This window comes from Delftia acidovorans SPH-1 (assembly GCF_000018665.1).
Classification (GTDB): domain Bacteria; phylum Pseudomonadota; class Gammaproteobacteria; order Burkholderiales; family Burkholderiaceae_C; genus Comamonas; species Comamonas acidovorans.
On sequence record NC_010002.1, the window covers coordinates 2198746 to 2212456 of the forward strand.

The following is a 13711-nucleotide window of genomic DNA, read 5'->3' on the forward strand; positions in this document are numbered from 1 at the left end:
GTGGATGGGGGGGGAGGGGTGGGTGTGGAAAGAGTCTGTGCAGGGCCTCAGCGCGGGATGTCGCCGACGATGCCCGCGCGCTCCATGCGGCGGGGCGCCGGGTAGTAGTCGTTGAGCGCGTAGTGCTGGGTGCTGCGGTTGTCCCAGACGGCCACGTCGCCGGGCTTCCAGGACCAGCGCACCTGGTATTCGGGAATCGTGGCGCGGCTGATCAGGTAGTTCATCAGCAGCGCGGCGCCGGGCGCCTTGTCTATGCCGTGGCGCACGTTCTCGGGCGTGCTGTAGTTGACGAAGTGGGTGCTGAAGCCCGCGCCCACGAACAGCAGCTTCTCGCCGGTCTCGGGGTGGGTGCGCACCACGGGATGCTCCACGGGCGGGTGCTCGCTGGCCAGCCGCGCGCGCGCCTCGGGCGCCATCACGGCGCCGAAGGTGTGCTCTATGCCGGCCTTGGCGCGCAGGCCGCCGATGCTGCGCTTGATGCTCTCGGGCAGCTCCTCGTAGGCCTTGACCATGTTGACCCAGATGGTGTCGCCGCCGATCGGCGGGCACTCTATGCAGCGCAGCACCGCGCCCATGGCCGGGTTGGGGCGCCACAGGCCATCGCAGTGCCAGGTGTTTTCGTAGCTGTGCGGATCGTCGCTGCGGTAGATGCGCACCAGGCCAGGGTGCTCGGGATCGCTGCCTGCCACGGGATGGTCCTCCAGTGGGCCGAAGCGGCTGGCAAAGGCCACATGTTCGGCGCGCGTGATGTCCTGGTCCCGGAAGAACAGCACGCGATGGGTCAGCAGCGCGGCGCGGATGTCCGCGAACAGTGCGGCGTCGCGTGCGGCATCGCCGAGATGGACGCCGGAGATTTCGGCGCCGATGGCGGGGGTGATCTGTCGGATCTGCATGGTCGGTGTTTCCCTGGAAGTCAGTTCGCGGTGATCTGGTATTTCTTCACGATGCCGGCGTTGCGCTCGGACATCTGGCGTGTCTCGCGCTGCAGCGCGGCGGTGTCGGTGAGCACCTCGGGCTCCAGCCCCACGTCGGAGAGCTTTTGCTGCACGGCCGGCGCGCTGGCGGCTTTCCCGATGGCGGCGCGCAGGCGTTCCATGGTTTCGGTCGGCAGGCGGGCCGGCGCGATCAGGCCCACCCAGCCGCGAAACTGCAGCTCGGGGTAGCCGAGTTCGGCGGTGGTCGGCACCTGGGGCAGGTGGCGCGAACGCCGGGGGCCGGAGAACGCGTAGGCACGCAGCTTGCCGGCCCTGATCAGGGGCACCGAGGTCAGCATGCCGTCGAACATGACGTCCACCTGACCGCCCAGCAGGGCCTGCACGGCCGGCGGCGAGCCCGCGTAGCCCACGTGCTGCAGGTCCAGGCCCGCCCTGTCGCTGAGGATCAGGCCGGCGTAGTGCGACACGGTGCCGGGGCTGTAGCTGGCAAAGCTGGTCTGGCCTTTGCGTGCCTTGAGCTGCGCGAGCAGCTCCTGCAAGTCCTGGGCGGGCTGGCTGGCCGCGGCCACCAGCACCACGCCCGAGCGGGCCAGCGAGGCCAGGGGCACCAGGTCCTTGAGCGGATCGAAGGGCATCTTGATCACATGGGGGATCTCTGCCAGCAGATTGCTTGCGCCCACCAGCAGCGTCTGCCCATCGGCGGGCGCCTGCAGCAGGGTCTGCATGCCCAGCAGGCCGCCTGCGCCCGGGCGGTTGTCTATCACCACGGCCTGGCCTGTTTCAGACGCGAGCTGCTGGCCCACGACGCGCGCCACGATGTCCATGGTGCCGCCCGGCGGTGCGGGAACGATGAGCCTGAGCGGCTGGCGGCTCCAGGCCGTGCCGGCGATGGCGATGGTGATGGCGCAGCCCGCGAGCAGCGTGGCGATGGCGTGGGGCAGTCTCATGTCCGTGTCTCCTTGTTCCGTGTTCTGGCATCCAGTATCGAAAGCCCGCTGTCCCGGGACTTGCCATTGGGGGACAGGCATTTGCCTTGTTGGGACAAATCCATGGCAACCCTGACCAGGGCAACCCGCGCATGTCGTGAATTGCAAAGCCGTTGGCATGAACTGCCAAGAAGCGGCGCGATGGCGTTCCTAGAGTCGATTCGTGGCGCAGGACCGCGCCAGCCCCACGACGAACAGGAGACCCCCATGCCCCGACTTCACCCCCATCCCTGCGGCCTGCACGCGCTGGGCCTGCTGTGTCTGGCAGGCGCGGCCGCCGCCCAGGCGCCCACCTCGGTCACGCTGTTCGGCGTGATGGACGCCGGCATCAGCCGCTACAGCGTGCGCAGCGATTCCTGGGACGCGGGCCCCGCGCGCTCGGCGCGGCAAAGCACCTGGGCGCTATCGCCTTCGGGCAACCTGGCCAGCCGCATCGGCATACGCGCCAGCGAGGACCTGGGCGGCGGCCTCATGGCCGGCCTGTGGCTGGAGGCGCCGGTGGCCAATGACACGGGCGGCGGCGCGCTCAACTTCGGGCGGCGCGCCACCATCAGCCTGTCCGGGCGCCTGGGCGAGCTGCGCATGGGGCGCGACCACACGCCTTCGTTTCTGAACGACTGGGCCTTCGACCCCTTCACCGTCAACGGCGTGGGCACCAACCTGATCGCCGTGGTCAACAGCAACCTGGCCATCGCCCGTGCGCTGGCCACGGGCGGCCTGCTGGGTGGCGGGCTGTCGGCGGGCACGGACACCTATCTGCGCGCAGGCAACTCCATCGGCTATTTCCTGCCGCCGGGCCTGGGCGGCGTCTACGGGCAGGCCATGTACGCCTTCCCCGAGAACAGCTCGAAGCGGGGGCGCTACGCGGGTGCCCGCATCGGCTGGGCCATGGGGGCGGCCGATGTGGCGCTGGGCTATGGCGAGAACACCCTGGGCACCTCGGGCGCCGGCGCGGAAAAGATCCGTTCGCTGAACCTGGGCGGCTCCTATGACTTCGGCCCGGTCAAGCTTTTTGGCGAATGGTCCGGCGTGCGCAACGAGCGGCGCGACGCCGGCACGCTGGCCGCGATCAACGACCGCTACCTGGGCGTGCTGGCCGGCGTGAACATCCCCGTGGGCCAGGGGGCGCTGCGCGCCTCCTATGCACGTGTGCAGTTCAGGAATGGCCAGGGCCTGGCCGACGGCGATTCCTCGGTGAACAAGCTCGCTCTGGGCTATGTGCACCCGCTGTCCAAACGCACGGCGCTGTACGCCACGGTGTCGCGCATCAGCGTGGGCAACGGGCGCAACAACCCGGGCGTGATGGGCGTGACGCCGCTGGTGGTCAGCAACCCGGCCATCCTGCCCCAGCCCGGCTACCTGACCACGGGCGGCATGCAGCCGGCCGGTGCGCTCGGGCTGGACCTGGGCCTGCGGCTGATGTTCTGAACGGCCGCGCCAATAGTCCTGAGCGGCCGTGCCAATAGCCGTGGCGCCCGGGTGCCCATCTTCGCCTGCGCTAATCTGCGCGGCATGAATGGATCTTCTGCATGGACCCTGGGTTGGCGCACCCTGTGGCGCGACCTGCGCGCGGGCGAGTTGCGCCTGTTGATCGTCGCCGTGATGCTGGCCGTGGCCGCGCTCAGTTCGGTGGGCTTTTTTGCCGACCGGCTGCAGGCGGGGCTGCAGCGCGATGCGCGCCAGCTGCTGGGCGGCGACGTGGTCGTGGTCGGCGACAACCCCACGGCGCCGGCCTTTGCCGAGCGCGCACGCGCCGAAGGGCTGCAGGCCCTGGAGACATCCAGCTTCCCGACCATGGCGCGCGCCAGCGACGCGCAAGGCGGCATGAGCCGCCTGGTGGCGCTCAAGAGCGTGCCCGAAGGTTATCCGCTGCGCGGCAGCCTGCGCGTGGCCGATGCCCCCGGCGCGGCCGACCGGGCCACGCGCGAGATACCGGCGCGAGGCGAGGCCTGGGTCGATGCGCCGCTGCTGGAGTCGCTGGGCATAGGCGTGGGGGACATGCTGCTGCTGGGCGACGCCCAACTGCGCGTGGCGCGCATCATCTCCATCGAGCCTGACCGGGGCGCGGGCTTCATGAACTTTGCGCCGCGCGTGATGATCACCTCCGCCGACCTTGCCGCCACGGGCCTGGTGCAGCCGGCCAGCCGCATCACCTACCGCCTGGCCGTGGCCGGCGCGGGTGATGGCTCCGAGTCGGCCGTGCAGCGCTACCGCATCTGGGCCGAGCAGCAGGCCAAGGCGCCCGGCGTGCATGGCGTGCGCGTGGAGTCGCTGGACAGCGGCCGCCCCGAGATGCGCCAGACGCTGGACCGCGCCGAGAAATTCCTGAGCCTGGTCGCCCTGCTGGCGGCGCTGCTGTCGGCCGTGGCCGTGGCCCTGGCTGCGCGCGGCTTTGCCAACAGCCACCTCGACGCCTCGGCCATGCTGCGCGTGCTCGGCCAGAGCCAGCGGCGCATTGCAGGGGCCTATACGGTGGAGTTCGTGCTGGTCGGCCTGGCCTCCAGCGCCGCTGGCGTGCTGCTGGGCTGGGCCATCCACCATGTGTTCGTGCTGCTGCTGGCCGGGCTGGTGGAAACCGCCTTGCCCGCACCGGGCCTGTGGCCTGCGGCCTTCGGCGTGGGCATGGGGCTGACCCTGCTGCTGGCCTTTGGCCTGCCGCCCGTGCTGCAGCTGGCGCGCGTGCCGCCGCTGCGCGTCATGCGCCGCGACCTGGGCGCGCTCAAGCCTGCCTCGGTGGTGGTGCTGGCTGTGGGCGTGGCAGGCTTTGCGGCCTTGCTGCTGGCGGCCAGCCGCGACATCAAGCTGGGCCTGATCGCCGTGGGCGGCTTTGCCGTGGCCGTGCTGCTGTTCGCGGCCCTGGGCTGGCTGGCCGTGCAGGTGCTGCGCCGCCTGGTGCACGAGAGCACGGCGCCGCGCTGGCTGGTGCTGGCCACGCGCCAGATCGCCGCGCGCCCCGCCTATGCCGTGGTGCAGATCAGCAGCCTGGCCGTGGGGCTGCTGGCGCTCATGCTGCTGGTGCTGCTGCGCACCGACCTCATCGGCAGCTGGCGCCAGGCCACGCCGGCCAATGCGCCCAACCGCTTCGTCATCAACGTGCAGCCCGAGCAGGCCGACGGTTTCCGCGCGGCGCTGGACAAGGCTGGCGTCACCTCCTATGACTGGTTCCCCATGATCCGGGGGCGTCTGGTCACCGTCAACGGCAAGCCGGTCAGCCCCGACGACTTCAGCGAAGACCGCGCCAAGCGCCTGGTGGACCGGGAGTTCAACCTCTCCACCACGGCGCAGGCGCCCGCACACAACCTGATCACGGCGGGCACCTGGACGCCTGGCGCCAAGGGCGAGATCAGCGTGGAGGACGGCATTGCCGAGACCCTGGGCCTCAAGCTCGGCGACACGCTGGGCTTCGACGTGGGCGGCGTGCCCAGCGAGGCGCGCATCACCAGCCTGCGCAAGGTGGACTGGGGATCGATGCGTGCCAACTTCTTCGTCATCTATTCTGTGGACCACCTGGACGACGTGGCCGTCAGCTACCTGGCCGCCTACCGCGCGCCGGACGTGGCGGGCTTCGACAACGCCCTGGTGCGCGAGTTTCCCAACATCACCAACGTGGACCTGAGCACCACGCTGGCCCAGGTGCAGCGCGTGCTGGACCAGGTGATACGCGCGGTGGAATTCCTCTTCGGCTTCACCCTGGCCGCCGGCCTGGTCGTGCTCTTCGCCGCCGTCACCGCCACGCGCGAGGAGCGTGCGCGCGAGTACGCCATCATGCGCGCCGTCGGTGCCCAGGCCCGGCTGCTGGCGCAGGTGCAGCGCGCCGAGCTGGCCGGTGTGGGCCTGCTGGCGGGCTTCCTGGCCAGCTGCGCGGCGGGGGCCGTGGGCTGGGCCCTGGCGCGCTGGGTGTTCGAGTTCAACTGGACCGTGCCTTGGTGGGCTCCGCTGGCGGGGGCTGTTGCCGGGGCCTTGCTGGCCTGGATGGCGGGGTGGTGGGCGTTGCGGGAGGTGTTGAGGAGGCCTGTGATGGATACGTTGAGGCAGGTGGCTGAGTAGTTTGGGGCCAGGTCCGGGCCTGTTTTTTGACCCTGCCGGGTGGTTGTTTTTCGAGGCCGGGTTTCGGCCCGGCGGCCGACCTACTTTCTTATCGCGCGATAAGAAAGTAGGCAAAGAAGCGCGCCCCAAACTGCCCACGACCCTTCGCTTCGCTGCGGGCGACCTGCGTTGGGCGGGATGCGGGGTGTGCCGCAGAACTCGCTTTGCGCTTCGCGCGCCGCTCAAACAACTGCGGCAAGTCAGATGACGAAGCAAGCCTGTCCTTCGGCAGGCTTGCCACCCCGCATCCCGCCCAACGCAGGCGTGGGCAGAAGGGGGGAGGCTGAGGGATAGCCAACAGCCAACAGCCAACAGCCAACAGCCAACAGCCAACAGCCAACAGCCAACAGCCAACAGCCAACAGCCGGCGCCATCGCTCCGCTCGGCGTGAAACCGGCGCCGAGCGAAGCGACGGCCCGTCAAAACTCCCCGTGTGTCAGCGCCTGCGGCGTGGTGGTTGCGGGGTTGCAGTCCTGCCGAAGGACAGGGCTGCTTCGTCAACTGACTCGCTGCGGTTGTCTGAGCGGAGTTCACGAAGTGAACGCAGCGAGTTCCGCAGCGAACCCCGCAACCGCCACGACGCAGGTTGCCCGCAGCGAAGCGGAGGGTCGCGGACATTCGGGTCGCCTTTGCTTTGCCTACTTTCCTTTGGCGAAACAAAGGAAAGTAGGTCGGCCGCCGGGCCGAGACCCGGCCTCGAAAAACAACCACCCGGCAGGGGCAGAAACGAGCAACAGCAGGGACAAGAACGAGCAACAGCAGGGGACGGCCCCGTTCAAGACTCCTTGAACAACCTCCCCCCCACAAAATCCACAAACGCCCTCACCTTAGGCGACAACTGCCGACTCGACGCCCACAGCGCAGAAAACTGCCCCGTGTGCGTCAGGTCCTCCGCCAGCACCCGCTGCAGCTCGCCACGCCCCAGTGCATCCCGCGCCAGGAAGTCCGGCATATAGGCCAGCCCCATGCCCGCCACGGCCGCGCCCAGCATGGCTTCCATGTTGTTGCAGACCAGGGCGGCGGGCAGGTGGGGCGGCATGCCGGGCAGCACCCATTCCTCCAGCTTGCCGCTGCTCAGGAAGCGGTAGCGCAGGCAGCTGTGCTGTGCCAGTTCGGCGGGGGATTGCGGTATGCCCCGTGCCGCCAGGTAGTCGGGCGAGCCGGCCAGGATGAAGCGGAACGGCCCCAGCCGGCGCGCGACCAGGCGTGAGTCGGCCAGTTCGCCGCTGCGGATGACCACGTCCAGGCCGGCCTCGACCACGTCCACCAGGTGGTCGTTGAAGTCCAGGTCCAGGTCAACCTCCGGGTACAGGACCTGGAACTCGGGCAGCACGGGCAGCAGGAAGCGGTAGCCGATGGTGGGCAGGCTCACGCGCAGCCGTCCGCGCGGCGCCTCGGCGGCGGCCTGCATGGTGGCGCGCGCATCGTGCAGTTCGTCCAGGATGCGGCGGCAGCGCTCGTGGAACAGCGCGCCTTCCTGCGTGAGGCGTACCTGGCGCGTGGTGCGCTGGAACAGGCGCAGGCCCAGTTGCTGTTCCAGCCGCGCCACGTTCTTGCCAACGGCCGAGGCCGAGATGCCCAGGGCGCGCCCGGCCTCGGCAAAGCTCAGCAGGTCGGCTGCACGCACAAAGGATTCGAGTCCGCTGAAGCTGTCCATGTCGATTGCCAACCTGGGGTTGGGAGTGTGGGGAGTCTGGCGCCTATTTTCACGGCATTGCAGCGCTTTTATCGTTCATGCATGCCTGGCCATGTGCGGCCGGGAAATTGCGAAAGCCTTGCCAACCATGTCCTCCTGCCTGACTTCTTCTCGCGCACCGGATGCGCTCCACGGTACAGCGCGACCGCATGCATCCCCGGTCTGGGTGCTGTTGTCGGTCTGCCTTGCGGCGCTGGCGATGCCGCTGAGCTTTACCGGGCCGGCCGTGGCCCTGTCTGCGCTGCGCGAGGCGCTGGGCGGCGGGCCGCTGGCGCTCAACTGGGTGACGAATGCCTTCATGCTGAGCTTTGGCGCCACGCTGATGGCGGCCGGCGCGCTGGCCGATCTGCACGGGCGGCGGCGCGTTTTCCTGATGGGGCTGGGCGTGGTGCTGGCCAGTGCGCTGGCCCAGGCCTGCCTGGGCGGGCAGGGGGCCATTGTCGTGTTCAACCTGCTGCGTGCGCTGCAGGGCCTGGGCGCGGCCGCCGCGCTGGCGGGCGGCACGGCGGCGCTGGCCCAGGTGTTCGACGGGACGGCGCGCATGCGTGCCTTCAGTGGCGTGGGCACGTCGTTCGGCGTGGGCCTGGCCTTCGGGCCGTTGCTGTCTGGCTGGTTGCTGGGCGTGGCGGGCTGGCGCGGCGTGGTGCTTTGCGTGGCCGCCGTGGCGCTGGCCGCGCTGGTGCTGGGGCTGCGCTGCATGCCGCAGTCGCGCAACCCGAAGGCGCAGCGGCTGGACCGGGCCGGTGCGCTGCTGTTCACCGCAGCCCTGGCGCTGCTGACCTGGGGCGTGCTGCAGGGGCCGGAGGCGGGCTGGTCCAGCGGGGCGGCGCTGCTGCCGCTGGCCGGTGCCGCGCTGGCGCTGGCGGCCTTTGTGGCCGTGGAGCGGCGCGTGCAGCAGCGCCCGGGGCAGCCCATGCTGGACCTGTCGCTGTTTCGCTATCCGCGTTTCGTGGGCGTGCAGTTGCTGGCGGGTGCGCCGGCCTATGCCTTCGTGGTGCTGCTGGTGCTGCTGCCGGTGCGCTTCATCGGCGTGGAGGGCATGGCGCCGCTGCAGGCGGGGCAGCTGATGTTTGTGCTGTCCCTGCCCATGCTGTTCGTGCCGTTGCTGGCGGGCTGGCTCACGCGCTGGGTTTCGGCCGCGCTGCTGTGCCTGGCGGGGTTGCTGGTGTGCGCGGCGGGCCTGCTGTGGCTGGGCGGGTGCGCGCCGGGCACGGCCTTTGCGCAGATGGCGCCTCCGCTGCTGCTGATCGGCCTGGGCATCGGGCTGCCCTGGGGTTTGATGGATGGCCTGGCCGTGAGCGTGGTGCCCAGCGAGCGCGCCGGCATGGCCACGGGAATTTTCAGCACGGTGCGCGTGGCGGGCGAGGGCATGGCGCTGGCGCTGGTGGGCGCGGGGCTGGCCGCATTGCTGGCATGGCGTCTGTCGGCCCTGGCACCTCAGGCGCCCCAGGCGGTGCAGGCGGTGAACGCGGTGCAGTCCTTGCATGCCACCGGCCGCGCGGCGCAGTTGCTGGTGACGGGGAACATCGCCGAGGCCATGGCCCTGCTGCCCGGCCTGTCTGCACCCGCCGTGCTGGCGGCCTATGGCCAGGCCTTTGGCATCTTGCTGGATGTGCTGGCGGGCATCACGGTGCTCACGGCGCTGGCGGTGTACGGGTTCCTGCGTGCCGGGGCCCCCACGGATACCGGTACGGGCACGGACATGGCACATGCCTGACAATCGCGGGTTTCACTCAGCCGCCAGCCGCTTTTCGCCATGTCAGAGGAATCCCAGAACAACGCCCCCCAGACCCCCTATGAATGGATCGGCGGCGAGCCCAGGGTGCAGGCCCTGGTGGACCGTTTCTACGATCTCATGGACCTGGAGCCCGGCTATGCCGAACTGCGTGCCGCCCATGGCAGCACCCTGGCCGATGCGCGCCAGAAGCTGTTCTGGTTCCTGTGCGGCTGGCTGGGCGGCCCCGACCATTACCAGGACCGCTTCGGCCACCCGCGCCTGCGCATGCGCCACATGCCGTTTTCCATCGGCATCCTGGAACGCGACCAGTGGGTGGCCTGCATGGACCAGGCCATGGGCGAGACCGGCGTGCCCGAGGATTTGCGCGTGCGCCTCAAGGCCAGCTTCATGAACACGGCCGACTGGATGCGGAACCGGTAGCAGGTGGCTGCCCCCGGCGCTGCTGAAAAAAAGGGCCGGCCCCCTGCAGGAGGCCGGCCCAAGCAGCAATCGGTTGGGGTTCAGAGCTTTTCGTCGCGCATGTAGTACCAGTGGTACAGGAACCGCTGCCCCAACCGGCGAAACGGCGCAAACGCGGGCGAACGCACCATGTTGAAGACGTTCGGATACTCCAGCTCCGAGTTGTAGATGGGCAGCTCGAAGGTCTTGCTCTGGCGCCCCGCGATGCGCTCGGCCATGCGCCGGCCCGCGTGGGCCGAGAAGGAGACGCCGTTGCCGCCATAGCCCACGGCGTAGAAGATGCTCTGGGCCGGATCGGGCTGGAAGACGCGCGGCATCATGTCGTGGCTCACATCGACCCAGCCCCACCAGGAGTAGTCGATGGTGATGCCCTTGAGCGCCGGGAACTTGCGGTGCAGGCCGTCCACCAGCTTGGCCATGTGGATGGGGTTGGGCGCATCGGCACCCGTGACGGCGCTGCGGCTGCCGATCTGCACGCGGTTGTCGGGCAGGCGGCGGTAGTAAAAGCGCAGCGTGCGCGTGTCGGTGATGACCTGGGTGGTCTTGAACCCCGTGGCCTCCAGCTCCTGCTCGGTCAGCGGCCGCGTGACCAGCGAGTTCGAGAGGATGGGCATGATCTTGGAGCGCAGGCTGCCATGCAGGGCGTTGCTGGTGTAGCCGCCCGTGGCAAAGCCAACGGCGCGCGCCCGCACGGTGCCGCCGGGCGTGCGCAGATGGTGCACGCCGTTGCGCGTCTCGACGCCCAGCACCGGACTGGCCGGGTGCACCTTGACGCCCAGTTCCCGCGCCTTGCGCAGGTAGCCGAAGGCCAGCTTGAGCGGGTGCACGCCGATGCCGTCGGGCTCGTGCATGGCGCCATGGCTGTCGGCATCGTTCACATAGTCGCGGCGCAGCTCCTCGGGGCTGAGCATGCGGGCGTCGTAGCCGAAGACCTCGCGCATGATCTGGGTCTCGTTGCGCAGGAAGTCGAGTTTCTTTTCGCGGTGGGCGATGTAGAGGTGGCCGCCGGGCTGGGGCTCGCACTCGGGGAATTCGGCCACCAGGTCCTTGAAGGTCTGGAAGCCCTCGCGGATCTCGGCGTCGAGCTTGAGCGCCACGTCCTTGCCCCAGCGCGCAATCCACTGCGAGCGGTACAGGCGCCCGCTAGCGTTCTGCCCCTGGCCGCCGTTGCGGCTGGTGCAGCCCCAGGCGGTCTGGTTGGCGTCCAGCACCACGGCACGTATGCCGTGTTCGCGCGCCAGGAACAGGGCCGTGGCCAGGCCCGTGAAGCCCGAGCCGACGATGGCCACGTCCACGTCCATGTCGCCGGTGACCGGGCCGTCATCGTCTGGCGGTCGTCCCGCCGTGCCGACCCAGTAGGTGGGCGCATAGCCCGTGCCGTGGCCCGGGTTGGCGGCCACCAGCGGGTCGTACTGAGGGTCGTAGGGACGCAGGTGGCTGGGGCGGATGTCCTCGGCTTTCATGGCGGATGTCTCCTGGTGCGGCGGCTTGGGATCTGCCGCTTTTTGCTATGGATTCGGTGGAATGGGGCCAATGCCGGCAAGCCCTGCAAGGCGGTGCGCCGACGATGGAATCAGCATAGCCAGCAGGCCATGGAGCCAGTTAGCGCCACAGCCCAGCTTTCGATAGAGCCAGTGGCGGCCGGTGCGCGCGCCTGGACCTAACGATTGATGGCATCTGGTTCTAACGGGTCCGTGTGCCTGCTACCTACCATGGCCCATCGACATTTCGATGACGCGGCGCGGCGGCCCTGCCCGGGGCCCGGCGCCGTGGTACCCACCACAGACAAGGAGACAGCATGAGCGCAGACACCAACCCTCCGGATGCCCAGTTCCTGGCCCGCTTCGCCGAGGCCTGGAACCGCCACGACATCGAGGCCCTGATGGGCTTCATGGCCGATGAATGCGAGTTCCACGCCGTGGCCGGGCCCGATCTCATGGGCCGCAGCTTCGTCGGCCGCCAGGCGGTGCGCGAGGGCTTCCAGATGGCCTGGCAGGCCTTCCCCGATGCGGCCTGGCTCGATGGAGACCATTTCGTGCACGGCGACCGTGGCGTGTCCGAGAGCACCTTCAGGGGCACCAAGGCCGACGGCCTGCGCGTGGAAGCGCGCATGGTGGATGTCTTCACCTTCAAGGACGGAAAGATCGCCGTGAAGAACGCCTTCCGCAAGGACCGCCCGCCGGTGGCGGCCGCCTGACGGCGCGGGGCCTTGCGGCCCCGTGCCACCGGGAACACCGGATACGCCACGGCAAGGCGCGCACCTGCGCAGCCACCACAACAGAGCATCAGCCGTGGCGCCTGAACGCAACAGGAGACAAGACATGATCGGACATCAGCAAGCCTCTTCGCCGGGGCTTTCACACGGGCTCAAACAGCGGCACATGACCATGATCGCCCTGGGCGGCGTCATCGGCGCCGGGCTGTTCGTGGGCAGCGGCGTGGTCATCAAGTCGGCCGGGCCGGCCGCGATTCTTTCCTTCCTCATCACGGGCCTGCTCGTGGTGCTGGTCATGCGCATGCTGGGCGAGCTGGCCTGCTCCATGCCCGGCGGAGGGTCCTTCTACGAATATGCGCGAGAGGCCTGGCGCGACCGCCCCGGCGTGGGCCGGCTGGCAGGCTTTCTGACGGGCTGGATGTACTGGTACTTCTGGGTCATCGTCGTGGCGCTGGAGGCCGTGGCCGGTGCCGACCTGGTGCGCTACTGGCTGCCCGATGTCCCCAACTGGAGCATCAGCCTGGTGCTGCTGGTGATGCTGACGCTGACCAACCTGGTCTCGGTGAAGTCCTTTGGCGAGTTCGAATTCTGGTTCGCCTCCATCAAGGTGGCGGCCATCGTGGTCTTCCTGTTCGTGGCCGGCGTCTACGTGCTGGGCCTGACGCCTGCGTCGCAGGGCATGCACTTCGGCAACCTCACCGGCAATGGCGGCTTCATGCCCAACGGCATCGTGCCGGTGCTGACCGGGGCCGTGGCGGCCACGGGCTTTTACTTCGGCGCCGAAATCGTGACCATTGCGGCGGCTGAAACGGCCGAGCCGCAGAAGGCCGTGGCCAAGGCCACCAGCTCGGTGATCACGCGCGTGCTGGTGTTCTATGTGGGCTCCATCTTCCTGGTGGCCTGCCTGGTGCCCTGGAATGCGGTTGGCATCGCCACGCCGTATGTGAGCGCACTGAACACCATGGGCGTGCCGGCTGCCGCGCAGATCATGAACGCCATCGTGCTGACGGCCGTGCTGTCGGCGCTGAACTCGGGGCTGTATGCATCCTCGCGCATGCTGTTCGCGCTGACGCGGCGCGGCGATGCGCCCCAGGCGCTGGCCAAGGTCAGCCGCAACGGCGTGCCCACGCGCGCCATCCTGGTGGCCACGGTGTTCGGCTACGGCGCCGTGGTGATGTCCTATGTGTCGCCCGACAAGGTGTTCGCCTTCCTGGTCAATTCCTACGGCACGGTGGCGATCTTCGTCTACATCCTGATCGCCATCTCGCAGCTGCGCCTGCGCTCCCGCCTGGAGCGCGAGGCGCCGCACCTGCTCAAGGTGCGCATGTGGTGCTATCCGTACCTGACCTGGTTCGCCATCTTCGGCATGCTGTCCATCGTCATCGCCATGGCCTTCATCCCCGAGCAGCGCACACCGCTGGCGCTGGGCGTGGCCAGCCTGTGCATCCTGCTGCTGGCCTATGGCGTGCGGCAGTTCCTGCAGCGTGGCGTGGCGCCGGTGGTGTCCTCGCTGTCCGAGGCCGCGCAGCCCGAGCCGCAGAAGTACTGACCCAGGGGCGACGGGGCCGGCAGTGCCGGTCCCGGCCACTCCTTGCG

At 69.2% G+C, this 13711-nt stretch carries 10 protein-coding genes; 6 read left to right on the forward strand and 4 right to left on the reverse strand.

Going from position 1 to position 13711, the window contains the following annotated elements:
* Window positions 1–47 precede the first annotated feature (47 nt).
* Window positions 48–893: a TauD/TfdA dioxygenase family protein gene (locus DACI_RS10055; RefSeq protein ID WP_012203937.1), complete on the reverse strand. Its 846-nt coding sequence runs from the start codon at window positions 891–893 to the stop codon at window positions 48–50.
* Window positions 894–913: 20 nt separating this feature from the next.
* Window positions 914–1882: a Bug family tripartite tricarboxylate transporter substrate binding protein gene (locus DACI_RS10060; protein WP_012203938.1), complete on the reverse strand. Its 969-nt coding sequence runs from the start codon at window positions 1880–1882 to the stop codon at window positions 914–916.
* A gap of 246 nt (window positions 1883–2128) precedes the next feature.
* Here DACI_RS10060 and DACI_RS10065 point away from each other — a divergent pair, with 246 nt between their 5' ends.
* Together DACI_RS10065 and DACI_RS10070 are read left to right on the forward strand one after the other, a co-directional pair.
* Complete coding sequence (locus DACI_RS10065) at window positions 2129–3349, forward strand: porin (protein WP_043781105.1); 1221 nt, start codon at window positions 2129–2131, stop codon at window positions 3347–3349.
* 84 nt (window positions 3350–3433) lie between these two features.
* Window positions 3434–5968, forward strand: a complete 2535-nt coding sequence (locus DACI_RS10070) for an ABC transporter permease (RefSeq protein ID WP_012203940.1) — start codon at window positions 3434–3436, stop codon at window positions 5966–5968.
* A gap of 814 nt (window positions 5969–6782) precedes the next feature.
* On the opposite strand, the gene DACI_RS10075 is transcribed toward DACI_RS10070, so the two are convergent.
* Window positions 6783–7664, reverse strand: coding sequence for a LysR substrate-binding domain-containing protein (locus tag DACI_RS10075; protein WP_043781107.1), 882 nt, complete (start codon window positions 7662–7664; stop codon window positions 6783–6785).
* 238 nt (window positions 7665–7902) lie between these two features.
* On the opposite strand from DACI_RS10075, the gene DACI_RS10080 reads away from it, so the two are divergent.
* Entirely contained in the window at window positions 7903–9420 is a 1518-nt protein-coding gene (locus DACI_RS10080) for an MFS transporter (RefSeq protein ID WP_043783304.1), read from the forward strand.
* Window positions 9421–9459: 39 nt separating this feature from the next.
* Window positions 9460–9861: a group II truncated hemoglobin gene (locus DACI_RS10085; RefSeq protein WP_012203943.1), complete on the forward strand. Its 402-nt coding sequence runs from the start codon at window positions 9460–9462 to the stop codon at window positions 9859–9861.
* Between the two features lie 80 nt (window positions 9862–9941).
* On the opposite strand, the gene DACI_RS10090 is transcribed toward DACI_RS10085, so the two are convergent.
* The gene (locus DACI_RS10090) at window positions 9942–11363 is read right to left on the reverse strand and encodes an NAD(P)/FAD-dependent oxidoreductase (RefSeq protein WP_012203944.1); all 1422 of its coding nucleotides are present in this window, start codon (window positions 11361–11363) and stop codon (window positions 9942–9944) included.
* Between the two features lie 335 nt (window positions 11364–11698).
* Here DACI_RS10090 and DACI_RS10095 point away from each other — a divergent pair, with 335 nt between their 5' ends.
* Together DACI_RS10095 and DACI_RS10100 are read left to right on the forward strand one after the other, a co-directional pair.
* The gene (locus DACI_RS10095; protein WP_012203945.1) at window positions 11699–12097 is read left to right on the forward strand and encodes a nuclear transport factor 2 family protein; all 399 of its coding nucleotides are present in this window, start codon (window positions 11699–11701) and stop codon (window positions 12095–12097) included.
* A 124-nt stretch (window positions 12098–12221) separates the two neighbouring features.
* Window positions 12222–13664: an amino acid permease gene (locus DACI_RS10100; RefSeq protein WP_012203946.1), complete on the forward strand. Its 1443-nt coding sequence runs from the start codon at window positions 12222–12224 to the stop codon at window positions 13662–13664.
* Window positions 13665–13711: the final 47 nt, after the last annotated feature.